Origin of the sequence: Pseudomonas sp. NPDC087817 (assembly GCF_044742875.1) — a bacterium.
In the GTDB taxonomy this organism is placed as follows: Bacteria; Pseudomonadota; Gammaproteobacteria; order Pseudomonadales; family Pseudomonadaceae; genus Aquipseudomonas.
The window spans coordinates 270616-292458 of record NZ_JBIUVJ010000001.1 but is presented as its reverse complement, the minus strand read 5'-3'; the positions used below and the strand labels follow the sequence as shown (position 1 = coordinate 292458).

Annotated in this window: 23 protein-coding genes and 2 pseudogenes; 14 read left to right on the top strand and 11 right to left on the bottom strand. The window is 51.7% G+C overall.

Features of this window, described 5'->3' with window-relative positions; all coding sequences use genetic code 11:
- Positions 1 to 22 precede the first annotated feature (22 nt).
- Positions 23 to 217, bottom strand: coding sequence for an RNase H1/viroplasmin domain-containing protein (locus ACIONG_RS01300; protein WP_256590241.1), 195 nt, complete (start codon positions 215 to 217; stop codon positions 23 to 25).
- A gap of 9 nt (positions 218 to 226) precedes the next feature.
- Between ACIONG_RS01300 and ACIONG_RS01295 the strand changes: the two genes are divergently transcribed.
- From ACIONG_RS01295 to ACIONG_RS01285, 3 genes are all read left to right on the top strand, one after another.
- Positions 227 to 670 (top strand): LysR substrate-binding domain-containing protein, encoded by a 444-nt coding sequence (locus tag ACIONG_RS01295; RefSeq protein WP_401296168.1) that lies wholly within the window; start codon positions 227 to 229, stop codon positions 668 to 670.
- A gap of 278 nt (positions 671 to 948) precedes the next feature.
- Entirely contained in the window at positions 949 to 1533 is a 585-nt protein-coding gene (locus tag ACIONG_RS01290; protein ID WP_401296166.1) for a hypothetical protein, read from the top strand.
- Between the two features lie 5 nt (positions 1534 to 1538).
- A complete protein-coding gene (locus ACIONG_RS01285) occupies positions 1539 to 2123 on the top strand; it encodes a hypothetical protein (protein ID WP_095194887.1) in 585 nt (194 codons plus the stop codon).
- Positions 2124 to 2281: 158 nt separating this feature from the next.
- Here ACIONG_RS01285 and ACIONG_RS01280 read toward each other — a convergent pair whose 3' ends face one another.
- Together ACIONG_RS01280 and ACIONG_RS01275 are read right to left on the bottom strand one after the other, a co-directional pair.
- Positions 2282 to 2641, bottom strand: a complete 360-nt coding sequence (locus ACIONG_RS01280; protein WP_095194886.1) for a hypothetical protein — start codon at positions 2639 to 2641, stop codon at positions 2282 to 2284.
- Between the two features lie 353 nt (positions 2642 to 2994).
- A complete protein-coding gene (locus tag ACIONG_RS01275) occupies positions 2995 to 3513 on the bottom strand; it encodes a hypothetical protein (RefSeq protein ID WP_095194884.1) in 519 nt (172 codons plus the stop codon).
- Between the two features lie 121 nt (positions 3514 to 3634).
- Between ACIONG_RS01275 and ACIONG_RS01270 the strand changes: the two genes are divergently transcribed.
- From ACIONG_RS01270 to ACIONG_RS01240, 7 genes are all read left to right on the top strand, one after another.
- A complete protein-coding gene (locus tag ACIONG_RS01270) occupies positions 3635 to 3943 on the top strand; it encodes a helix-turn-helix domain-containing protein (RefSeq protein WP_095194883.1) in 309 nt (102 codons plus the stop codon).
- A gap of 314 nt (positions 3944 to 4257) precedes the next feature.
- A complete protein-coding gene (locus ACIONG_RS01265) occupies positions 4258 to 5856 on the top strand; it encodes an ATP-dependent nuclease (RefSeq protein WP_401296163.1) in 1599 nt (532 codons plus the stop codon).
- Complete coding sequence (locus ACIONG_RS01260; RefSeq protein WP_401296161.1) at positions 5849 to 6919, top strand: UvrD-helicase domain-containing protein; 1071 nt, start codon at positions 5849 to 5851, stop codon at positions 6917 to 6919. The genes ACIONG_RS01265 and ACIONG_RS01260 overlap by 8 nt, the downstream gene beginning before the upstream one ends.
- 469 nt (positions 6920 to 7388) lie before the next feature.
- Positions 7389 to 7670, top strand: coding sequence for a hypothetical protein (locus tag ACIONG_RS01255; RefSeq protein ID WP_095194875.1), 282 nt, complete (start codon positions 7389 to 7391; stop codon positions 7668 to 7670).
- A 55-nt stretch (positions 7671 to 7725) separates the two neighbouring features.
- A complete protein-coding gene (locus ACIONG_RS01250) occupies positions 7726 to 8796 on the top strand; it encodes an ABC-three component system protein (protein ID WP_401296159.1) in 1071 nt (356 codons plus the stop codon).
- A 3-nt stretch (positions 8797 to 8799) separates the two neighbouring features.
- Entirely contained in the window at positions 8800 to 9231 is a 432-nt protein-coding gene (locus tag ACIONG_RS01245) for an ABC-three component system middle component 2 (protein WP_401296157.1), read from the top strand.
- Positions 9231 to 11048, top strand: coding sequence for an AAA family ATPase (locus ACIONG_RS01240; RefSeq protein ID WP_401296156.1), 1818 nt, complete (start codon positions 9231 to 9233; stop codon positions 11046 to 11048). Before ACIONG_RS01245 ends, ACIONG_RS01240 begins: the two co-directional genes overlap by 1 nt.
- A gap of 145 nt (positions 11049 to 11193) precedes the next feature.
- Here the strand turns inward: ACIONG_RS01240 and ACIONG_RS01235 are convergent, their stop codons facing one another.
- The gene (locus tag ACIONG_RS01235) at positions 11194 to 12318 is read right to left on the bottom strand and encodes a ParA family protein (RefSeq protein WP_401296154.1); all 1125 of its coding nucleotides are present in this window, start codon (positions 12316 to 12318) and stop codon (positions 11194 to 11196) included.
- An 83-nt stretch (positions 12319 to 12401) separates the two neighbouring features.
- Here ACIONG_RS01235 and ACIONG_RS01230 point away from each other — a divergent pair.
- The 3 genes and pseudogenes from ACIONG_RS01230 to ACIONG_RS01220 all read left to right on the top strand — a co-directional run.
- Positions 12402 to 12539, top strand: a pseudogene (locus ACIONG_RS01230) (5'-nucleotidase); the annotation flags it as partial.
- A 103-nt stretch (positions 12540 to 12642) separates the two neighbouring features.
- Positions 12643 to 13374: a DCL family protein gene (locus ACIONG_RS01225; RefSeq protein WP_401296152.1), complete on the top strand. Its 732-nt coding sequence runs from the start codon at positions 12643 to 12645 to the stop codon at positions 13372 to 13374.
- Between the two features lie 54 nt (positions 13375 to 13428).
- Complete coding sequence (locus tag ACIONG_RS01220; RefSeq protein WP_401296150.1) at positions 13429 to 13650, top strand: hypothetical protein; 222 nt, start codon at positions 13429 to 13431, stop codon at positions 13648 to 13650.
- A gap of 343 nt (positions 13651 to 13993) precedes the next feature.
- On the opposite strand, the gene ACIONG_RS01215 is transcribed toward ACIONG_RS01220, so the two are convergent.
- From ACIONG_RS01215 to ACIONG_RS01185, 7 genes and pseudogenes are all read right to left on the bottom strand, one after another.
- A complete protein-coding gene (locus ACIONG_RS01215; protein ID WP_401296355.1) occupies positions 13994 to 15280 on the bottom strand; it encodes a tyrosine-type recombinase/integrase in 1287 nt (428 codons plus the stop codon).
- A 1649-nt stretch (positions 15281 to 16929) separates the two neighbouring features.
- The gene (locus ACIONG_RS01210) at positions 16930 to 17046 is read right to left on the bottom strand and encodes a nuclear transport factor 2 family protein (RefSeq protein ID WP_158249158.1); all 117 of its coding nucleotides are present in this window, start codon (positions 17044 to 17046) and stop codon (positions 16930 to 16932) included.
- Complete coding sequence (locus tag ACIONG_RS01205; RefSeq protein WP_103301985.1) at positions 16995 to 17381, bottom strand: nuclear transport factor 2 family protein; 387 nt, start codon at positions 17379 to 17381, stop codon at positions 16995 to 16997. Before ACIONG_RS01205 ends, ACIONG_RS01210 begins: the two co-directional genes overlap by 52 nt.
- Before the next feature lie 109 nt (positions 17382 to 17490).
- Positions 17491 to 18597 (bottom strand): alkene reductase, encoded by a 1107-nt coding sequence (locus tag ACIONG_RS01200; protein WP_401296147.1) that lies wholly within the window; start codon positions 18595 to 18597, stop codon positions 17491 to 17493.
- Positions 18598 to 18652: 55 nt separating this feature from the next.
- A pseudogene (locus ACIONG_RS01195) lies at positions 18653 to 18937 on the bottom strand (TetR family transcriptional regulator C-terminal domain-containing protein); the annotation flags it as partial.
- Between the two features lie 35 nt (positions 18938 to 18972).
- Positions 18973 to 20229 (bottom strand): cation:dicarboxylate symporter family transporter, encoded by a 1257-nt coding sequence (locus ACIONG_RS01190; RefSeq protein WP_401296145.1) that lies wholly within the window; start codon positions 20227 to 20229, stop codon positions 18973 to 18975.
- A 113-nt stretch (positions 20230 to 20342) separates the two neighbouring features.
- Entirely contained in the window at positions 20343 to 20768 is a 426-nt protein-coding gene (locus tag ACIONG_RS01185; protein WP_401296353.1) for a VOC family protein, read from the bottom strand.
- A gap of 154 nt (positions 20769 to 20922) precedes the next feature.
- Here ACIONG_RS01185 and ACIONG_RS01180 point away from each other — a divergent pair, with 154 nt between their 5' ends.
- On the top strand, positions 20923 to 21801 hold the full coding sequence (locus ACIONG_RS01180; RefSeq protein ID WP_401296143.1) for a LysR substrate-binding domain-containing protein: 879 nt from the start codon (positions 20923 to 20925) through the stop codon (positions 21799 to 21801).
- Positions 21802 to 21843 lie beyond the last annotated feature (42 nt).

The following is a 21843-nucleotide window of genomic DNA, read 5'->3' as shown; positions in this document are numbered from 1 at the left end:
GGTAGAGAGTTCGGGGTTTGCGTTAGGCCGACAACGTCGAGCTTGGTGCGAGTTCGAGTGTCCTAAAGGAGCGGTGATCAGCATCTGGAAATCCATCAATTACTATCCGAGCACCACCGTCCCACTTGTTGAAGGTGCCTGTCCGACACCCTTGGGCGACTGCATAGTATCTGGGCTTCTTTGCCAGCGTGAACAATCTTCTCCGATTTGTGCCCACTTCCGTGGTATGCGAGAACAGGCAATTCCAAGTGAGTTCCCTGACAGTCACCCGCTGTCCAAGCGATCAGTGATTACACCTCGGGACTTGGACAATGTCGACTTTCTTGCCTTGAACCCCGAGGACAGCAGCAGACATCGGCTGGAAGCAGCAATGCGTGACGACGGGGTCGAGTTGAAAATCCGAGTTGAAACGCCCTATGCCCATACGCTGTGTGAGCTGGCATTGTTGGGTATCGGAGTGGGATTGGTTAACCCCGTTGCGGCCCGTGACTTTTTGGAGCGTGGGCTGATTGTCAAACCGTTCAGCGTTGACGTTCGATTTGCCAGCCTTTTGGTGTTTCGTCCTGGCAAACCTCTACCTGCGAACGCTCGCCAATTCATTCGTGCTCTGCGTATTCGCCTGGAAAAGGATTTGAAGCAATTGCAGATAAAGCTGGAGGAGACATGTTGAGTCTATGGCGCTTCAGTCCGGCTCCAGACCAGAGCATCGAGCGACCTGACCATTCGCCCATCACAAGTCCTTTTAAAAGCCAAAAGCAGCTAGTGTTTGTCGGCAAAATGCTGCGGAGGCTCAACGACTGCGACTAGTGGCACTTTGATCGCAAATTTCTTAACGGCAAGCCACGAAGACGCTATTCTTGGCGCTGGAACCTGAGTACTGCTCCATTCGCTCCTACTCTTCTCAGGTCGTGCCTATCAACTAACGGAACTAGCCTGAAAGGTGACTCGATGAAGGATATAAACACACCAGTACCAACAGCGAAGCGTTCTGGAAAGTTGATTCAAGATGTAAAGGAGGGCAAACCGCTTGAGTTTGATAAAAGTGGATTTTTGGGCTTTCTAAAAAGCCTTAATCCCTTGCAATTTGCGTCTGAGACAATAGCGCAGCTCGTTCACTATAAACATCAGATTAAAATTCTTGAAACTGAACAAAAAAGAATTGAAGCAGAGGCTGGAATTAGGCATCACCAAATTGATGCTGCGCTACAGGCGGGACTGCAGCTGCTGGCTGAGCGACGAGTTGCGATGCAAATGGCTCTTCAAGTTGTAAGTAAAGACTTGGAAAACTCTCACATTGAGAAGAAGCGCATTCTGGACTGCATTGATAATTTAGTAAAAAATATAACCGACCCAGGTCTCTCCTTCGAAGAAAAGCAGCTTTCTCATACGGCGATAGCAATGTTCACAGAAACATTGAAGGGGATTGGGGAGCAAAGCATTATCAAATTGGATTTGATAGCAAAAAACACTCAAAAAGCACTTGAGGCAATGCCTCGCAGTGACTTGATCCTAACGTTTAGTGATGGAGAGTAAAAAGGATGCTTCCTATCTTAGCAGGGCTTGCTCTTGTTGGGGCGGGGTTATGGATTTACAACGAGTTGCAAGAGCAGGCGGGTGCTGAGCGTGAGCGCTGGTATACAAAAAGAGAAGAGGTGCAGAGAAGCATTGAGTGGCATGAGGAAGAAATAAGGAATCATTTGTCCTCAGCCAGACATTCTTATGATTTCAAAGTCCTTGTAGATATGCACTTTTCCTGCATGAAGGTTGCCGACCAAGCATACTCTCTGCTGAAAGATGCAATAGTGTCCCTTGAGAAAATCGGCGAAGCCATCACGAAGACTAAAGAACAGAGGGAGCTGCTTTTTGAAAGAAAAAAAGCATCAACAAACTCTGGCGAAAAGGCTGAAATTCAACAGGAAATCTCAAGTATTCAGGAGCTTAGATCAAAGCTTTTCAATGACAAGGATGAGATCAAGAGACAGAGGGATGACTTCCTGCTTAAGGTTAAAGACCTGAACTCAAAAACGCATGATCTGAAGATTAGTATTCGCGATAGAACCGGGTTCAAAGGCCAAGACTGGTACGCCCGTTTAGAAGCGAGGAAAGCCTCCAGAAACGCATGAGGTGTTCTTTCAGGAGGCGCGCTCGAAGCGCGCCTTCCCCTGTTCAAACGTTGATTCTCATGATGCGCCTTAAAGGGCTTCTAATCGTTGAGGTCAGGCATACTAAATATCTGTCATCGGCAATTCCGCTACAAATACACGGGTCTGCTGCAGTATCCTCAGACGCCTATGTCGAGCTGCATTCGCCATTCCAGGAAGTCTTCAGGCAGTGCATCCAAAGGCATGGCCTGAACGATGCCTCGTAGCAGATGGCTGGAATGACAATGAAGTATCGCAACCTTTGTGGGGTCTTCACCCAGAAACGCCTGATTCGCGCCCGCCATACGCTGTCCATTACGCAGTGCATCAAGTGCCTCGTTACCAAGCCATTCGAGTCGCAGAAACCCGTACGTGTTGACCTTTCGAGTTTTGACATATCCCGTCAGAAGCGTGGCCACGAGTTGCTCCAGGCCCTGTGCCCCGAAGGTTGTCACGGCCAATTTCCAAAGTTGTCCTTCGAGCGGAGTCGTGATTTTCATAATGACGCCAGAATGAACAAAGCGTGAATCACCGGTCTTGGGCTTGAACGCCTCAGCACTACGTCGGCGTGATTTCGATAGAGTGCAAAGACAAGCATGTTGAATTTGGGGGCTGGAGGAGGGGGCAAACGGCGAACCCGTGACTGAGCCTTTCGAGTTCAGACTTCACGAGTTCGTATCCCGCCTCAGTGTGCGCTGCTTGCAACCGTGAGCACCCAACGACTCCAACCATTGGCTGATTTAGCCAATGGTCGGCTTTCGCTTTGTTGCCAAATACGAGCTTGGCTTGCTGTTGGATCAGCGCGTCATACTTCATTTCTGGCTCTCGGGAGGTCGTCGTCATACGCTCGAATTTAGCGTGCAGACGAGGTAGATGCTGGCGTCTTTGCGCAATATTCGCGGAACGTCTTGATGCCACGTTTGATGATCAGCATAGGTTTGATCATGAACTTGTAGCTGAACCACAAATTCAATGCGATCCACGAAAGCTGGTAAATCGAACCTTGAAAGCGTCCTGGGTTTGCGCTGTTTTCCCATAGAAGATGCGCTACGAAGAGCGTGAAAATGCCGACCATCAGGGGGGCAAGACTCAACCGCCCCAAAGACAATGCAATAAAGGGAATATTCACAACCGAACGAACGGGTTCTCCCTCGACTTGAATAGCCCAGATTCTGCTGACTTTGTCTTTGCCGAACTGGGATGTCACTCGAACCCGATCACCCGCCTTTACATGCGCATCCAGCACATCCGGGATTTCCAGCGCTTCGAGTTTTTTGCCGTCAATTTTCCAATAGTGGTAGCTGACCATGTCGCCCCCGGAGCCACGGGATTTTTCGTCGAGCCGACCATCTGTGATTTGCATTTCCTTCATCTTGAGTCCCCGTCCGTGCGCTTAGATTGATGGCAAAAGGATATTTCTGCTGAATACTAAGTAATACTTAGTATATCGTCAAAGCGAATCTAAGACTCTCTTGTCTTTTGCGGCAAGAGAAATGACGACGATAAGTAAGCGCCTAAAAGAGGCACGCCAAGCGAGAGGTTTTTCCCAGGAGCGCCTTGGGATAGAAGCCGGAATCGAGCCCGCATCAGCGTCCCCGAGGATGAATCAATATGAGAAGGGGGTTCATCAGCCAGGGGAGAGCATCGTTCAGCAAATTGCTGCTGTGCTGAATTACCCAGCGGCGTACTTTTACTGTGAGGACGACGAAGAGGCGCACCTGCTGCAGTGCTTTCACCTACTGAAAGGGAAGGATCGCAAGGAGGTGATTGATCTGGTGGAGAGGTTAGCTCTGAGTAGCTGAGACATCGTCAGAGATCTGAATTTGGATTAAATATCGAGATTTGGATGTAGGCTTCGGCTCCCAGTTTTAATGGAGTTGGGTTCCTCCGGCTCTAGTACCCATTCATGGGTTCATTTAATGACGATTGAATGGACTGCCGTTTGAGCGGATATGGTTGGTGTCTTTGATCGATAGAGCGCAATTCAGCGAATGGAGTAAGTCACGTTGAGTGATTATCAGGGAATGCGGTGGTTCAGTGGCGCCATCGGCAAGCGGCTGTACACTCTCCACATTCGCCCGACTATCTAGACGCCCCCCTCTGACAAGGAAAGACGATGATCACGAAGATCAAGGTTAAGGGTTACAGGATCCATCGCGACTTTGAGCTGGAACCGAACCCGAGGATCAATCTACTTGTCGGGGGGAACGATGCGGGGAAATCCTCGTTGATGGAGGCCATTGCTCTTGCGATGACCGGACGCATCGGGGGAAGGCCTGCAGCAGAAGAACTCAATCCATATTGGTTCAACACTGCCGTAGTGTCTGACTTCTTGACCGATCTCCTAATCGGAGAGGCGACTTGGCCCACAATTGAGATTGAGCTGTTCCTCGAAAACCGACCCGACCTCCAAGCCCTTTGCGGTGTGCATAACAGCGCCATTCCTACGCAGGCGTGTCCAGGCGTGGTATTTCGCGTCGCACCCAACCCTGAATACGACGCAGAGCTTCAGGCCTGGACGGAAAATCCGTCGATGCTGCTACCGGTGGAGTACTACAAGATCGAGTGGCGCCATTTTGGTGATTCAGAGCTCACCCGACGTCCGCGAGACCTTTCCATTGCGATCATCGATTCACGCACGATCAGAACGTTTGGCGGAATTGATTATCACCTGAGACAGATCTTGAACGATCACCTGGAGCCCTCCGAGAAAGCCTTGATCTCGCTGGAGTACCGGCAGGCGAAATCAGCTATGTCGGATGGAGCTCTTGCAGCGCTTAACGATCGACTGGGGCAATTGGAAGCCTCGCTTCACCAGCAACCCCTCAAGGTGGCAATGGATCAGACTTCTAGAACATCTTGGGAGTCGGCTGTCTCACCGCACATAGACAATGTGCCGTTCTCGATGGCCGGGCAGGGTCAACAGGCTACTATCAAAATTTCTCTGGCAATGGGCCGGCATGCTGATCGAACCAGGGTGGTAATGATCGAGGAGCCGGAGAACCACCTTTCCCATACCAGCATGGTCACGCTTCTAAACCGCATTGAGCGGCTCGCCGGCGAAGAACAACAGCTGTTCATCAGCACCCACAGCACCTTCGTGCTGAATAGGCTGGGGCTAGACTCACTGCTGCTGATCAATCGGGATGCAGTCACAACCATTACGGGACTTACTCCTGAAACCGTGGGGTATTACAAGAAGCTTCCAGGGTACGATACCCTTCGAATGGCGCTTGCCGAAAAGCTGGTTCTCGTCGAGGGGCCATCCGACGAAATCATTTTCGAACGGATTTTCCGCGACCTCTACGACATGCCTCCGATGGCGTGCGGCATTGATGTCCTCAGCATGCGCAGCCTCTCCCTAGCCCGATGCCTCGAACTTTGCTCACGACTGGGTAAGCGGGTCGCTGTATTGAGGGACAACGACGGGCAGGATCCTGCGGCACTTCGAGAAGCCGTCGAGCCATGGCTAGATGGTGAGTACAGAGAACTCTTTATTGGCCCTGTGGAGGAAGGGCGCACATTGGAACCTCAGCTGATCCATCACAATGGAGAGGCAGTACTACGTGGGATTCTAGGGCTTCGCGCTGACGCTGTTCTCGAAGTATGGATGACCAGAGAAAAAACAGAGGCCGCGCTACGAATCGCGGAAAGTAGACAGCGCATCGTAGCGCCGGCTTACATGGCAGCTGCAGCAGCCTTCATCCATGGCTAATCACCTCACCCTAGCCGTTGCGGGCTCGCGCAAAACGCAAGGCCTGGTCGAACACTGCGCCGCAGTTGCGCCTACGCGGCGTGTGCTCGTTGTGACGTTTACTCAGCGAAATCAACATGAGCTTTCTGTGCGTCTGGCGAAACGGGTTGGGATGCAGACTAATGTGGAAGTGATGGGGTGGTACACACTACTCATCCGACATTTTGCCCGGCCCTTTCTGCCCTTTGTTTTCCCAGGCAGACGTGTGCAGGGTTTCGACTATGAGGGGCAGCCAAGACGTTTCGCGACGGAAGAGGCTCGCTTCTTTAACTCCGCCGGAGCACTGTATGCCGCTGAGCTTGGGAAGCTCGCCAATCTGCTGGTGGAGCAGAGCCAAGGAGCCTTGTTGTACCGCCTGGAAAGCCTGTACGACGAGATATTGGTGGATGAGGTTCAGGATCTCAGTGGCTGGGACTGGGACTTACTGGAGAAGCTGTTCGCGTCCCGCATCGACATTCGGATGGTCGGAGACATTCGGCAGTCGGTTCTCTCAACGAGCCCTAGAAGCAGAAAGAACAAGCAATATGCCTACGCCAGGGCTCTTACTTGGTTCCTGGCCAAGCAACGAAGAGGAGAGATCGAGATCGAATTTCGGAACACGACCTGGCGCTGCTCTCCAGGTATCGCGAGATTCTCAGACACTATCTTCAACCCCGCGTGGGGTTTCCCACAAACGGAGTCGCTCAACGAGGTTACGACAGATCACGACGGTGTATTCCTGCTCGCCAATCGTAACGTCCTCGCATACGTGGAGAGATTCAGCCCCCAGTGCCTGCGCGTAAACATAAGGTCAGGCACTGAGTTCGACCTGAACTACACCAACTTCAAGGTCGCCAAAGGCGCAACCTACGAGCGAGTGCTCATCATCGCAACAGGCCCAATCGCAACCTTTTTGCAGCGAGGCGTTCCACTTGATCCCGGGCCTGCAGCGACGTTCTACGTGGCGGTCACCCGGGCACAGCAAAGCGTAGCGATAGTGCTAGATCGGCCAGGGCAGTCCGTTATACCGTACTGGGCGCCTTGACACATGACCAGCCTGGCAGCTACGCCAGTTGATGCCTCGAATTTCCAGTCTTCTGGATAATTGTCGACCCGAAGTGGGATGTTCGAGGTACAGATCCACACGACGATCGCGTGCGATGCCAAGATGGTTGATCAACAATGATACCGCAGTCTATACCGTCCATCTGCCGCCCCCTTTCACCATTCTATAACCGCCAGAAGCATCCAATTCAGCCTCGAAAAGCATAGTGCGATACCACCCCAGGTTCCCCATCGCCAGCTAAAGCGATATTATTGAGCCATCATCCAAGGACGAGACCAACACTTTCCAAAGGAGAGCAGGACATTGCTGGAGTTCGGCATGGATCAGCTAGACCACACAACATTAATTCGGTTGTTAAACACCCAATCACGGAAAACGTCTTCGTGATGGGGTGTTTGTGCCCGCAAATTGATTAGCAAAACCTAAATTGCATGCAGGGAGCACATTCATGAGCGAGCTTGAACAGGATTACGCTTTTCATCCTGCTGATCTGGTCGAATACGCGATGGACAAGCCCATTGGCGCTGCTCGGGCGGCTTTGGCGATGGTGCTGGAGAACACTGATGTCTACCCGAGCGTCGTGATTGGTGAGCTATCTGAAAATATGGAATTAAATCAGCGTTTCTTGAAACAACTTACCGAAGCTTTACGGAAGAACCCAGACACTATCATCAAAGAAATGTCACTCCGTATACGGGGCCTTCAGCTGGGGCATGAGCTCGGAATATGATTTTTTTTTAAATTCTTCCTGAAGCCTGAGGCACCTATCTTGAGGGGCGTGGTCAATGTCCATTAGTGAGATCTCCATAGAAATCCCTCCAGCTCCAGAGTTCATGCTCACAGCGCTGGATGTCCAAAAAGGAGAGCCTGTTCACCCCCTAGATCGCCTGCAAATTATGTCGGCTGACGAATGGGAAGTTTTTACACTTGAACTGGTCTATTACCTTGATAAAAACTACGACGTGGTAACGCGTTGTGCTGGTGCCGGGGACAAAGGCCGTGATGTCATCGGTGGATTCTCGTCTGGGTGGGATAACTACCAATGCAAACACTACGGCGATAAGCTGAGCGTCGCTGATGTGGTGGCCGAGTTAGGTAAGTTAGTGTTCTACACTTGGAGAGGCGACTACACTCTTCCTCGTGAATATCGCTTCGTAACCCCCAAGGGTTGCAGTTCCGATTGCATTGATATGTTCGCCAATAAATCTCGCATCAAGGCAGAGATCATTAGCCGGTGGGACAAGGCTTGCCGGGATAAAATTACGAAGACGCAGGTTATTGATCTAGAGGGCGAGCTGCTAGATCACCTTAACACCATCGACTTCTCCTTTGTCGATGAGATGTCTTCTCTAGATTTGGTTGAGAAGCACTCAAAGACCCCGTATCACTCGTCGCGATTTGGCTCTTACCACTTAAAGCGACCTCAGCTCAAAAGAAACGCCCCTGAGACCGTTGGGGACAATGAGAAAGTCTATATTGAGGCTCTTCTGCACGCATTTTCCGATGCAGATAGTACGGAGTATTCACTTACTAACGTTAAAGACAGTGAGTACAAAGAGGATCTCGACCGTGCGCGAATCAATTTCTTTAGCGCTGAATCCTTGGAAACTTTCTCGCGCGACGCATTTCCTACCGGATGCTACGAAGAGCTCAAAGAGGAATGCTACGAAGGCGTGCACAGCGTTGTGCGCCAAAAGCACGAAAATGGGTATGATCGGTTTCTCGCGGTGAGCAAACAGTCCGCGAGCCTCCCATACAACTCTCATCCGCTTTTTCATTACATTCAAATCTCCGATCGAAAAGGGCTGTGCCATCAGCTAGTAAATGACCAGAGATTCAAGTGGATTAAGAGATAAGTCATGAACTCAAAGGATTTGTTTAACAGCCCTGTAGAAAATGGGGCGAGGATCGTCCTTCTGCTTGCAGGGCTTGCCCGAGAGCTTGATTTGGATGAGCTTGTATTCCTGGACTATGCAGCGATTTATAGCGATGACTTCCAGGGTGGGCCAAGCCTGCACCCAATGCTGATGAACCGTCTTGCCGAACTTGTTCGTAGGCGTGAAATCTTTCCAGACGCCATAAAGCTTTTCACCTCAAAAGGGTTGATGATTTCCGAGGTGAATGAGCAGGGCGTTCGATATCGTATTACCTCAGAAGGCAGCGAGTTCGCTGGCAAGCTATCCACTGAGTACCACACAGATTTCCGGCGGCGTGTTTCATGGGTGTATGAAAACGTTGATTATCTCACCGCGCAAAGTCGCACCATCTATAAAGTTGACAGGGCAATCTAATGTTCATTGAAAGTGTTATTGTTAGCGGCCGTGATCTCCCTGATGCTGCGGTTTATTTTACGAAAGGCGCCAACGTCGTTCAAGGCGGGTCTGACACCGGAAAGTCCTACATCGTACAGTGCATAAAATTTGCGTTGGGATCTTCCAGACCCCCAAAACCAATAGAGGTGTCGAAGGGATACACCACCGTCAGGGTGAAATTCGATAACGATGACGGAAGCGCTTTCATCATCGAAAGAACGCTTGCCGAAAACTCCAAAGCGACACTAATTGACGAAAAAGGCAGAATATCAGTTCTTAGCACCAAGCACAGTGCCAATAACAAAGCCACTCTATCTAGCCAGTTCCTAGACAAGCTGGGGCTGGATGGAAAGCTGTTGCTTTTGGGTGCTGCATCCCTGAGAAGCGGCGCTTTCTCACTTCGTGACCTTGAGAAAATTTTCCTGATTGATGAATCAAGGATCGTTGCCGAGTACTCTCCCTTGGGCACCGGTCAGGTCATGGAGAAGACCAAAGAAAACTCGATGTTGAAATTGCTGCTCACTGGGAAAGATGACGCTGCAGTCAAATCAGCAAAAAAAGACTTAGAGTCAAAAGGGGTATTGAAGCATAAGGTCACTGCTGTCGAAGAAATCATCAGTAAGTTTTATCCAGGCGATGACGCCACCCAGTTCCTTCAGCTCCAGAAACTGAATTCGTTTAACCATCAAGTGACTGGTCGACTAGAGCAGGCAGAGGCTGACCTCAAAAGCGCGTTCCAGTCGAGCAATGGGTTGTTCGAGCAGAAGGCCCTTCATACCACCGAACTGGAAGTTGTCGAAATCAAAATCGCTGAAGACAAAGGCCTTCTTGGTCGATTTGGCATGCTTGGTAAAAAGTACGAGTCAGACCGCCAGCGTCTTCTTGGAATTGAGCAGGCTGCGGTTCTCTTGGATGCTTCTGATTCGATTCTGTGTCCAACCTGTGGCAATCATTTTGACTCGGAGTCTTGCATAGCTAACGTAGTTGACATCAAGAAAGGCGTTTCCTTCGAGCTGAATCGCATTTCCAAGAACATCGAGGAACTTGCGGAAGCCCAAGGCTCCCTTTCTATCGCCATCGAGCGAAACGCCTCCAGTGCGTTGACGATCAAAGCGGCCATAACAGCTTTGGAGAAGCAACTCGCATCCGAGCTTGAAGATTCAGTACAGAAAGTCAGTGACCTGAAGGAGCTTGCGTCGAGTATCAGGCACGATCTGTCCGCCTTGGATCAACGAGAAGCGGATAAGGCCAAGCTAAGCGACGAGCTGAAAAGGTTGGGAACTCTACTGCTCGAAGAACAAGCAGGGTATACCGCTGAGAGCTTTGAAGACGCTGTGAAGCCGTTGGTGACCGAAATCCAGTCCATCCTGAAGCGATGGGGCTTTCCAAACTACCTGCCAGTCGAGTTCGATTTTAAGGCAAGAGACATCACCATCGGCGGCAGCGCGCGCGGCAATTTCGGCAAGGGCTATCGAGCGGTCGCGTTCTCCGCGTTCGTGCTTGGGCTGATGAATTTGTTGAGGCTCTCCGGGCGCCATCCCGGTTTCGTCGTGCTTGACTCGCCGCTGACCACCTACAAGGAAGGGGATGACCTGCCTGGAGAGGAGGGCGATGAGATCACCGGTGACCTGATTTATGGGTTCTACCGAGACATAGCAGAGAGCTTCAGGGACTCTCAGATCATAATTTTTGAGAACAAAGAGCCGGATCCATCGGTGATCCCACTACTCAATTACCAGCACTTCACGAAGAATCGGAACAATGGTCGGTATGGTTTCTTCTCTTTGAGGGACTAGCGAACGTACGCCACAAGTGATTGATCACCCGCGATGTGACGTGGTGATCGATCCGAGTATAGCGGCGGGCCGGTACTGCATTTGGCTTTGTGTCGGCGCCACCCTCCGTCTATGCGCACCCGCGCAGGCTGGCACCAAAGCGCGTTCAGAGCTTGTTGATTAACTCCTCTGTCAGCCGACGGATTTCCCCAGCTGCATGCGAGTGTGGGGCTACGTCCGCAAGAGAATGGAAATAGCAATAGCCATCCAAGAACGCCCGGCTTTCATTGTAATGTTCGATCGCGACTTTGTATGAAGCCGTCATTTCGGTGGAGAGTATCGGAAAGTCCAGTGCTCGGATCATCTGGTAAATGCGCTCCCGACGCAGGATCTGCGCACGTTTGCTTTGCATAAGCTCCTCAAGGATTTCATCGTTCAGGTCGGGCAGGTCTCCGACGAACTCCTCCAGCTCACTGCTGACGCCGCCAACGTCACAGTTGGTAACTAATCCGAAATAGGAAGGCGCGGCCTTGCGGCACTTGATTGCTCTTAAGTCCGCAAGAAACGCTTGGGCACTTTGAATGGAATAGTAGCAATCGCTGTCGAGAATAATCGCGACTAAATCCGCATGTCTGCGTATCAGCTCGATGTTCACGTTGATGTCGAGAAAGACGTAATCATATCGGGTGACTAGATCACTGAGGTTCTCGGTTGCGAGCTTTTTGCGTTCTACCGTTTCGATAAGGTGGCCATAGATGATTTCTCCTATCTGTTGCTCCTCCCTTGGCAGGTTAGTGACATTGTCTCGGATCTCCTTTTTCATTTTCTTGAGCTCTGCCGGGGAAGCTTTAAGGTCTCGCTCATCATAGAAGTCAATTTTGCTCACGAGGGTTTCTGGGGCCGGCCCTCGACCATCACTGGACATCCCGCGAAAAACGCCATCGTCTGTGACAACGGCCACCTTGAAATTCTGCTCGACCAGGCGTGCCGCTACGCTGATTGTTATGGGTGATTTGCCAACACCGCCTTTGTAGGTGGCAATCGACAACACCTGTCCGAGTGGGTTTCCATTCGCTCGTGCCTTGAACGCCTGAGGCATCTCGATTCCGGAGCGTTGAAAAAAGCTCCATAGCGCTTTGTCGGATGGCTGGCGTTCATACACTGCGCCCTTCAAGGTTTCCCAGGAACGCCAGGTACGTTCATCCACAAATGCTCGTTTCGCCGCTAGCGCGATACTGATCTTTGCTGATTCACGAACCTTTCTCAGTAATATGCGAAGCTCGTCTTTCATCAGTCTTCTCCCGACCTATCTTGGTTGCAGAAAGACTAGCCAAAGTAGTCAGATGAAAAAACTAGGAGCATTGCTCGTAGCCCTACGACGACCAATCCGGGCATCTCAAATCGACCAGCGCCGTCGCTCCATCCGTGCACATTCCTTTCGGCATCACCAACAACCTGACAACTGAGGTTGAGGTTGCGCCTGAGGTTGGTCAGGTAAGTGAGGCGATGTAAGACGGCGACCTGAAGTTCATTGGTTTGCGTGGATCCTCTGGCGGGCTGACACCCATCTTTTTGTTCTTGTGATCTGGGTTTGCAGAGGCACAGAGACTTCTGAATGTTCTGGCTGGGGCTGTTTGAGTACAAATCAAAAAAAGAGCTGTTGCATCGGCTCAAAGACTATCTGCATAACGCACCAATCGGTGTGATCACCAGCAAGCTTGCAGTCAAAAAATTGCACCTACTGATAGCCATGCATCCAGAGGCGAGCAGGAAAATTGGAGTCGGAATTGATCACTTCAAAATCGTGAAGAACGAATTAGGAGCGGGTAGGGGGATCAGGCTTGTTCGCACCGATGGCAGTGAAGATGGTTTTTCCTACAAGCGTTGCATCTCCGGCGTCATCCAATCGCCCCATGGAAAGGTCTGCGAGGCATTGAGGTTTACTGTTCGCTCTCAATTGATTGCGTTTCGTGATGCGCTTGGTCTGCCAGTGAGGTGTGCTGCGAGCGGAGTGATCATCACAGATCGAAAAGATTTGCACATTGATCACAGGGAGCCGTTCTGGGTATTGCTAGAGCGATTTTGCCACGATCATCAGGTCGATCTAACCACGCTTGAAACGACCGGAAACGGAGAGAACCTCGCGCTGGTAGATCAAAAGGTAACTTCAGAAGTTGAGGAGTACCATCGCCTCCATACTGAACTTCAGCCACTTTTGAAGGCTGCCAATGTGGCGAAGGGAGGGCGGGCTGCCGTACCGTTCACTACGAACAGCAGAACCAACAACGGGGCACACCATGTACTCAGTCACATAAATTGCCGAACATGCTCCACAACCCTGGGCTGAGATCTAACCAGCGGCCCACAACGCGCGCTTTGAACCGAACGCTTGGGACTTCGTATGACCGTACACAGCCTGGTTGAGGATAGACACAAGCTCTCCCTGTTTGACCTTAAAGAAGGTGCAGAGCTTTTCGCTGCGACGCCGCTGCGTGCTTACGACCAGATGGGGTTGGATGAGGATAGGCTGGAGTTGATTATGAAGGCCACCAGGGGGAGGGAAATACCCGTACCGGGCGGCGGGGCGCTGTTGGATGAAGATGCGGTGGATGCAGCAACCTAGGCCGGTACGGTTGCATTGGACAGGGTTTTTGGCTGCACTGATCAGATCACCCGCGCTGGGGCGGATGACAACCCAGAGTGTCAGCCTGCCGCGTTGAAGGTGCAGGGGGCATGCGCATGAGGCATTTAGCCAAGCTCGCGACGCTTTCGGGTGTTGTGGACGGGTGCTGAGCTGAAGTCCGAAGATCAGGGTGATGAAGAGGGTGGACTCGTTAAGGGAAAAAAATTTTGATGCGTGCATGTCTCAAGGCAATAATACATTTAACTCAACTAAATAAACATTTAGTTGAGTCAAACAATTCTTTTATGGAAAACGTCGGTGAAAGGATAGGGCAAGCCAACCTTCAGTCGCGATTTTTCAATCCCAATTTTCTAAGCGAGTACGAACGTTTGTCTTCGTAGCTGCTGTAGTAGATATCCTGCGTAGTGGCCAAGTTGTTGTGACGTAGATCCATCTGCAAGTCCTTGGCGTCTCGCCAGGGGGCATCAAGTGTCGCAGCCGTATGCCTTAGCCAGTGAGTGGAGGCCATTTGTAGAGCCTCGATCTCGCCCGACTGACGACCTTCGCTCACCATCTCATCAACGGCTTGGTTGAACAGTTCCTGGATGATCGAATGAACCATTCGAGTGGATAACCCTGGACGACCATTCAAGGTTGCAATCAGAGGGGTCTGCTCATTAGGTAGTGGCAGTTCGGAAAGCCCCATGAAGCGCCGGTAACGCTTTAGGTACCGATCAATGTATTCCGGTCTAACCGCTACCTTAGCGGCCTTATCACCCTTACCAATAAGGTGGAACCACCAGTTGCCTTCATGATCTGCCTTGAACGAGCCCATCGTGGGCTGCCAATTTACCCGACCACAGACATCTGAAACGCGTAGGTACATCGAGAATAACGTCGCGGCAATGAACAGGGTGCGTTCATTGCGCTCAGGAGCCGTTGCTGCCATTTTTTCAGCGGTGGTCAGCACGAAGTCCCATTGAAGAGGGGTAAGGGCGCGTCCGGTTTGCTCCATTGAGCGTGGCGCTTTGAAGCGCGATTTCTGTTTGATCGCCCTGAAGGGATTCGCCGACGTCAGGCCCTCATCGAGACCGTATTCGTACAAGCTGCTGCAAACCGAGAAAACCTGGGAAATACTCCCTCGGGATGGCTGGTACGGAGCACCGGTACCCGGGCCGCCATGATCAGCGGGATCAGGCGTGCGATTCGCTGTCTTCATCGAGAATGGGCGCCAGCGTGGATTTGGGCACAGCCCTGAAATTTCGTCGGACGCCACGATTAGAAACCTGCTGCGTGTCACGGGGCCAAGCCAATCCGTGGGTGGGTTCATGCAGAACTCCAAGAAAGTTTCGGCGTCTACACGACGCAGCTCCATGAGGGGCTTCTTTCTGATCATCAGTGCCCAAAGCAGCAGGCGCTCCGCATGGGTGCGATATGAAACGAATGTCGCCTCGACGTTTGAGTATGAACGCAGAAAACCACTGACGGCTTCAAAACCGTCCATGGGTTTTAGCTGCGCATCAAAGTTCGCCAGATAGCTCATTACAAGCGGTAGGCTCGGGTCAGGCTCATCGCTAGTGTGGTTGATGAATTCTTTATAGGTGTTAAACAGCGGATGCGGGCTCAGCATCTCGCGAACCTTGTTTGAATGTTGGATTGCAGACTTCCGATTCTGGGAGTTATCGGAAGTAGGGGACTTGCTCTTTCGTTTTTTCGAGACAAGCGCGTCCGTCTGCCTGGATGAATCACTCATCACCTAGCCCTTACCATTTGATCGAAGTCATGTAGGTTATACACAGCAAGCTTGGCTTTGCAAGTACACTCTTGGAAGGCTTCACTGGCAGCGAGGCAACTAACTACGCTTTAGTTATATATTGAGAGTTATGGTCGAATCTGAATTAAGAAATTTCGACCGCACGGCTGCACGCCCCAAACCGTAAGGGATCAGCACTTGAACCGTCCAGATTTTGAGAGGCGCCACTGCTACTTTCGATGGGTGGGCTGGCCTTCACGAAAGACGTGACCTAGGAGGTCACTTTTAAAGGATTCAAGCATTTTTAAAAGTGTTTAGTCGTACAGCTGCGGAAATACGGAGGTACGTCAGTTTTTCGCCATATTTAGCGGGTTTGATCATTTTTAAAAGTTTCGGCCATTTTTAAAAGTTTATGTTTTGAACGTGCAGGGCTCCTTGAAAGCGACCAGTTATCAGTTAATGAAAAAGACTATTGAAATCCAAAACCATTAGTGATTTATAATGAAGCTTCTTCGAAGCTTCAGCATTTAAGCCACCTTTAGATAGTCTCTTTCCGCGTATATAGCGCTGTTCTAGGCGCTTGAATCTCTCCTAAGCTGACATATTGGTCACGCGCTCCAACATCTATCTACGCTACGCACGCCGACGGAGTTAGTCCGCAACCAGGCTGAGTCTTCACGCCGAGGGCGAGGTTCACATCACCTCGGCATGGCTCCCAATTTTTGTCCTTGATATTCGACCTTTTGCAGATAATCGCGCACCGGCGGATGAAACTGAAACGATCTGACGGTGAGCGATTGAGCCTATGCGGCTAGTCACGTGTTTGGAGCGCGTCTCAGCTCTCAGCAAATCGCAAACCGTTGCATTCATTGGGCTACAGGCGTGGTCGCTTTTAAAGGGTTCAGCCATTTTTAAAAGAGGTCTCGCACCCTGGCGCTTTGTTGCACTGAACGAGCCCAGTCGAAATGAACGCTTAGCAGGACGCATGGAAGCCTTTTTTCTCGGCATACGCCGTCTCGATCCCACAAAAAATGACCAAACCATGCGTTATGGCCGATGCTGCCAGAATTAAAAAACACTGAAATGGAGATTGCCGAGGGGTTGATTGCTTGCGAAGCCCCGGATTGCGAGGCTTTCGAGGTGGAAACGCTAGGCGCCACCTTAGGCGCCATCTTTAAGGGAGGGCCACAGCATATTTAAATAATATTTTCTGGACGATGCAGTGAGCGGAGGTCACTAAGGGGCTGATTTTTCGGCCGTTTCATATTTAGCTGTTTATTCGCAAATTTAGTTAATCTCGACACCAGAGCCCCCCAGACCTCTATAGCAAGCTTCGCATAATGTATATTATGTTAAATCATGTACCACGCCACAAGCACTCGCAGTGTCAGCGCTTCGTAATCATTGGACGGAAATTTTCTGAATCTGCAAGCAACTTTGCCAGCGGCACGGATCATGATCGCTTCTACATTTGACGATGAACGAACTCCGATCCCGGTATTGATTCAACCGGGATCGGTGAACACTCAACCTTCGAACTGGTGATAAACCTTGGCGATGACCTTCCAGTTGCCGTCGATTTTGATCAGGGTCAGGTAGTCGTTGTAGGATGGGTGTGGTAAATCTTGCTTACGATCGTCCACTTGCCTTCTACCTTCAGCAGGTTGAAAAAGTCGGTGAAACGAAATCCCGAAACGTTGTCGGTATCGACGCGAGCACTGGCGGCAGAGCCCACGATGTCGATGCGAACGATCGCGGCCTTGGCTTCGGGAGATGGGCGGAAAGAGTTGTCGATGACGTCGTACAGATTCTGGATCGCACCGCCGACGAGCTTGTCGTCGTCGACCCCAAACATCGTCGCTTGCTCGTTGAAAACGGGCTTCATCAAAGTGCTGTCAGCCTTGGCACCACCTTCGTTGTACCGACTCAGAACAGCAACGATCGCGTTGTATTCCTGGACGTAAGTTGGATTGCTCATGATGTACTCCTCGTTGCATGTTGCCGGTGACCCTTTTGGTCAATCGGACACGGAAAACTCAAACGACAATTACCAATCCTGGCGAGTCGATCAAATCGGGAACTTCTAATTAGTTGGAGTTGGCCGTTGGCCAATCGATGTAGCCCTTGGCGCCTCCGCCGTAATAACTCTCGCGCGGAGCTATGGTCAGCTCGACACCGCGACGCAGGCGCTCTACCAGGTCGGGGTTGGCAATGAATAATCGACCAAATGCCACGGCATCAATCCGCCCTCGCCCCCTTCGCTCCAGCGCCATTTCCAGGTCATAGTTGTTGTTGCCAATGTACCGTCCTTCGAACTGCGCACTCAGCGCGTCCAGATCCACCCCCTCGGGAACGGTACGAGAGGTGGCGGTGGCGCCTTCAACGAAATGCAGATAGGCCAGATTGAATCTGTTCAACTGCTGAATGAGGTAACCGTAGGTCGCCATGACATTGCTGTCTGGAGGCGTGTTACCTGCATCGGGAGTTACTGGTGAAAGGCGGATGCCGACCCGATCACTGCCCCAAATCGCCACCACGGCTTCGGTGACTTCAAGTGTCAGTCGTGTCCGATTCTCGATGGAGCCGCCGTACTGGTCAGTCCGCTGGTTTGTGGAATCGCGCAGGAACTGGTCGAGCAGATAGCTGTTGGCAGAATGGACTTCCACACCATCAAAACCGGCTCGCTTGGCATTTTCTGCCGCATGTTTGTACTGCTCGATGATCCCCGGGATCTCCGAAGTCTCAAGCGCCCGAGGCATGGACACTTCGACCATGCCATTGTTGGTATAGGTGGTACCTTCGGCCTTGATTGCCGAGGGCGCGACCGGCGCTTCGCCGTTTGGCTGCAACTCGACGCTGGAGAAACGACCTACGTGCCACAGTTGGCTGACGATCTTGCCGCCTGCCGCGTGTACTGCGTCAGTGACTTTCTTCCAACCTGCCACCTGCTCTTCCGACCAGATACCCGGCGTCATGGCATAGCCACGTCCCTGAGCAGAGATGTTCGTGGCCTCGGCGATGATCAGGCCTGCACCGGCACGCTGGGCGTAATAAGTCGCGTGCATTTCATTCGGCACGCCGTCCTCGGCCATACGGCTGCGAGTCACGGGCGCCATGACAATTCGGTTAGCCAGTTGCAGCGCGCCCATATTCATGGGCGAAAAAAGGTCGGTGCCTACGGCAATATCAGTCATGAAAGCTCCAGTTGATTAGACCGGTCGTCTAATAGAAATATTAAAAAAAACGCCTCTATGCCAGCAGGCGCTCACTCGTCATCAGTGCCGTGTCAAAGGCAGCTGTGGTATTGCGGACTTTCACCAGCAGTGATGCCCCCAACCACAATCGATACAGTGATTCAGTCAATGTTTCGGCGTCTTGCATCGAAGTGATTGAGCCATCAGCCATTCCTTGTCGAACACAGCGCGTGATTCTCTGGATGATCAGCGCGGTGCCCTCCTCCAATACACCGCGCATGTCTTCCGACAGGTCGGAAACTTCCGCGCCGATTTTTACCACCAGGCATTTCTCCTCAGGTCGTCTAAAAGACCTGTTCAATCTCTGACGAACGACTAGACGCTAGCTGCTGGATGACCCCGCGCGGGTTCCAGTTCGACCCTTTCCCACTTGGCGATCACCAAAGGTGCGATGGCATTGCCCAGCACATTCAACGTGGTAGTGCCGCTGTCGATAATCCTGAAAATGCCGGCAATCAACGCCACCCCCTCCAACGGCAACCCGGCAGACGCCAATGTCGCTGACAAGATGATGATGGCAAAACCCGGCACCCCTGCTGCGCCCTTTGAAGTCAGCACCATCGTCACCACCAACAGGATCTGCTGCGACAGCGACAGGTCGATGCCATAGAGTTGCGCCACGAAAATTGTCGCCACACCGAGAAAAATCGATGCGCCATCCAGGTTGACCGCATAACCCACCGGCACCACAAAACTGACGATCCGACGCGGTACACCGTAGGTCTCCAATCGCGTCATCAACTGCGGCATGACGGCGGCTGACGCGGCACTCGAAAACGCCAGAATCAACTCATTGCGAAAGTAGCGGATCAACTTGAAAATGTTTTCGCCAATCAAGTAGCAAATGCCGCCGAGTATCACCAATGCGAAAACAATCAGCGCCAGATAAACCACCCCGATCAACTTGAGCAACGGCAACAATGATGCGAAACCAAACGTCGCCACGGTCGCGCCGATCATCCCAAACACACCGATCGGTGCGTATGCCATGACGATTGAGACGACCTTGAACATCGCATCGGAAAGGCTCTGAACCACCGCGATGAAAGGTGCGCTTTTGTCCTTCGGCAGAGCGTTCAATGCCATGCCTAACAACACGGCGAAAAACAGCACGGACAGCAACTTCGCTTCTGACATAGCAACCAGCACATTGTCAGGGACGATGTTTTGCAAGATGACCAATGCGCCTTTGGACGGCTCCAGAGTGATCGCCGCAGTACCGTACGAAATACCGGAAATGTCGGTGCCGGTACCCGGCTCGAAAACGTTGGCGAAACACAAGCCGATGACAATGGCCAACGCCGTAATCGCAAAAAAATAGCCCAGCGACTTCATGCCCATTCGGCCAAACGACTTGTTATCGCCACCGCCTGCAATGCCCAGGATCATGCAACAAAACACGATCGGTACAACCACCATCTTCATCATCTTGATGAAGATGTCACCGAGCGGTTTGAGGATCTCCGCACTCACCCATGTCTGATAATACGGATGAGTATTGAAGTACCAACCGACAAGCACGCCAAGCAGTAGCCCGGCAACGATTTGCCAAACCAAGGGAATACGTTTCATGTCTAGCCTTCTTGTTGGAATGAAAGGTCTGCGTCTACTCGCAGCTGCTAGAGTCATGAGCTTCCAGCTCACTTGAGATCAAATGGCACAACGCGGTTGTGCCATGGGCGTTGTTACTTGGCGAAGAGCTGGCTCATATCCTTGAAAGCCTTGAACTCAAGAGCGTTGCCGCACGGATCAAACAAAAACATGGTGGCTTGCTCGCCCACTTGGCCTTTGAAACGAATGTATGGTTCGATCACGAATTCGGTACCAAACGCCTTCAGACGTTCGGCCAGTGCCTCCCACTGTTCCCAACCTAAAATGATGCCGAAGTGCGGAACTGGAACATCGTGTCCGTCGACCGGGTTGCTATGGACGCTTTCCTGCGAAGCGGTTTTTGGATGTTCGTGAATCACCAGTTGGTGACCATAAAAATCGAAATCGACCCACTGCGTGCTGGAGCGCCCTTCTTCAAGACCAAAAACCTCACCATAAAAGGTGCGAGCTGCAGCCAGGTCGTAAACAGGGATTGCGAGGTGGAATGGCGAGAGGCTCATCAGAACTCCAAATATTTTTTGTTGGTTGTCGAACATTCCCACCGTCATTGGCTCTTTGGATTCAGCCGTTGCCGGGGATGGGAAACATCGTAGGACGGAAAACCCAACATAAAAATCAATATATATTTCTTAGAAACACAACTAATATTTGTGAATGTTCAAAGAATTGAAGACACTCATTGCCGTGGCGCGGGAAGGCACATTCGCCGCTGCCGGCAACAAGATCGGCCTGACTCAGGCCGCCGTGAGCGCGCAAATCCAGCGCCTGGAGGCCGAGCTCGGGTTCGAAATTTTCGACAGGAAAGGACGTTCGGCCCATCTCAATAAAATGGGCCACCAGATACTTCTGCAGGCGCAAGAGCTGCTGAGGCTTTACGACAATTTGGGCTCTACAACGCTGGGCAAGCCTCCCAGCGTGCTGGTCAACATCGGTGCGATCGCGTCCGTGCAGCGCTCCTATTTGCCAGATGCGCTAGCAAAGTTTCACCAACAGTGTCCGCAGTGCCGCACACGTGTCATCCCGGGCCTTTCGATGGAGATGGTGAACCTTGTCGACGCCGGCGAGATCGACATGGCCGTCATCATTCGCCCGCCCTTCTCTCTTCAAAGTGACCTGCGCTGGACGACGTTGGCTCGAGAGCCCTACCGACTGATCGTGCCACGTGACCTAGAGGGCGAGGACTGGTCGGAACTGCTGTCCAGCCAGCCATTCATTCGCTATGACCGATCATCCTTCGGCGGCAGGCAGGTCGATCGTTTCCTGCGGCAAATGCATTTCACCTTGCAGGAAGTTTGCGAACTGGATGAACTGGAGGCCATCATCAAGCTGGTGGGAAATGGTGTAGGCATAGCCCTGGTGCCACAGACGGAAGCCCATCAGGAATGGCCCGCGGGTGTACGAGCGCTCGATCTGGGACAGCATACCTTTCACCGTGATATCGGACTGATACATCGGTCTCGGCGGAGTTTTACGGAGCCCGTGCGAATTTTGGCTCAGCTTATAAGTGACCAGGTAACGACGGCTTCTGAATAACAGCTTCTAAGCATAATGGACCCAATAGGTCCCTTGCTTGTA

Excerpts from the sequence above, each read along its gene's own strand:
- ACIONG_RS01295 (WP_401296168.1), top strand. The coding sequence starts at position 227 with ATGCGAGAACAGGCAATTCCAAGTGAGTTCCCTGACAGTCACCCGCTG.
- ACIONG_RS01290 (WP_401296166.1), top strand. The coding sequence starts at position 949 with ATGAAGGATATAAACACACCAGTACCAACAGCGAAGCGTTCTGGAAAG.
- ACIONG_RS01285 (WP_095194887.1), top strand. The coding sequence starts at position 1,539 with ATGCTTCCTATCTTAGCAGGGCTTGCTCTTGTTGGGGCGGGGTTATGG.
- ACIONG_RS01280 (WP_095194886.1), bottom strand. The coding sequence starts at position 2,641 with ATGAAAATCACGACTCCGCTCGAAGGACAACTTTGGAAATTGGCCGTG.
- ACIONG_RS01275 (WP_095194884.1), bottom strand. The coding sequence starts at position 3,513 with ATGAAGGAAATGCAAATCACAGATGGTCGGCTCGACGAAAAATCCCGT.
- ACIONG_RS01270 (WP_095194883.1), top strand. The coding sequence starts at position 3,635 with ATGACGACGATAAGTAAGCGCCTAAAAGAGGCACGCCAAGCGAGAGGT.
- ACIONG_RS01265 (WP_401296163.1), top strand. The coding sequence starts at position 4,258 with ATGATCACGAAGATCAAGGTTAAGGGTTACAGGATCCATCGCGACTTT.
- ACIONG_RS01260 (WP_401296161.1), top strand. The coding sequence starts at position 5,849 with ATGGCTAATCACCTCACCCTAGCCGTTGCGGGCTCGCGCAAAACGCAA.
- ACIONG_RS01255 (WP_095194875.1), top strand. The coding sequence starts at position 7,389 with ATGAGCGAGCTTGAACAGGATTACGCTTTTCATCCTGCTGATCTGGTC.
- ACIONG_RS01250 (WP_401296159.1), top strand. The coding sequence starts at position 7,726 with ATGTCCATTAGTGAGATCTCCATAGAAATCCCTCCAGCTCCAGAGTTC.
- ACIONG_RS01245 (WP_401296157.1), top strand. The coding sequence starts at position 8,800 with ATGAACTCAAAGGATTTGTTTAACAGCCCTGTAGAAAATGGGGCGAGG.
- ACIONG_RS01240 (WP_401296156.1), top strand. The coding sequence starts at position 9,231 with ATGTTCATTGAAAGTGTTATTGTTAGCGGCCGTGATCTCCCTGATGCT.
- ACIONG_RS01235 (WP_401296154.1), bottom strand. The coding sequence starts at position 12,318 with ATGAAAGACGAGCTTCGCATATTACTGAGAAAGGTTCGTGAATCAGCA.
- ACIONG_RS01225 (WP_401296152.1), top strand. The coding sequence starts at position 12,643 with ATGTTCTGGCTGGGGCTGTTTGAGTACAAATCAAAAAAAGAGCTGTTG.
- ACIONG_RS01220 (WP_401296150.1), top strand. The coding sequence starts at position 13,429 with ATGACCGTACACAGCCTGGTTGAGGATAGACACAAGCTCTCCCTGTTT.
- ACIONG_RS01215 (WP_401296355.1), bottom strand. The coding sequence starts at position 15,280 with ATGCTGAGCCCGCATCCGCTGTTTAACACCTATAAAGAATTCATCAAC.
- ACIONG_RS01205 (WP_103301985.1), bottom strand. The coding sequence starts at position 17,381 with ATGAGCAATCCAACTTACGTCCAGGAATACAACGCGATCGTTGCTGTT.
- ACIONG_RS01200 (WP_401296147.1), bottom strand. The coding sequence starts at position 18,597 with ATGACTGATATTGCCGTAGGCACCGACCTTTTTTCGCCCATGAATATG.
- ACIONG_RS01190 (WP_401296145.1), bottom strand. The coding sequence starts at position 20,229 with ATGAAACGTATTCCCTTGGTTTGGCAAATCGTTGCCGGGCTACTGCTT.
- ACIONG_RS01185 (WP_401296353.1), bottom strand. The coding sequence starts at position 20,768 with ATGAGCCTCTCGCCATTCCACCTCGCAATCCCTGTTTACGACCTGGCT.
- ACIONG_RS01180 (WP_401296143.1), top strand. The coding sequence starts at position 20,923 with ATGTTCAAAGAATTGAAGACACTCATTGCCGTGGCGCGGGAAGGCACA.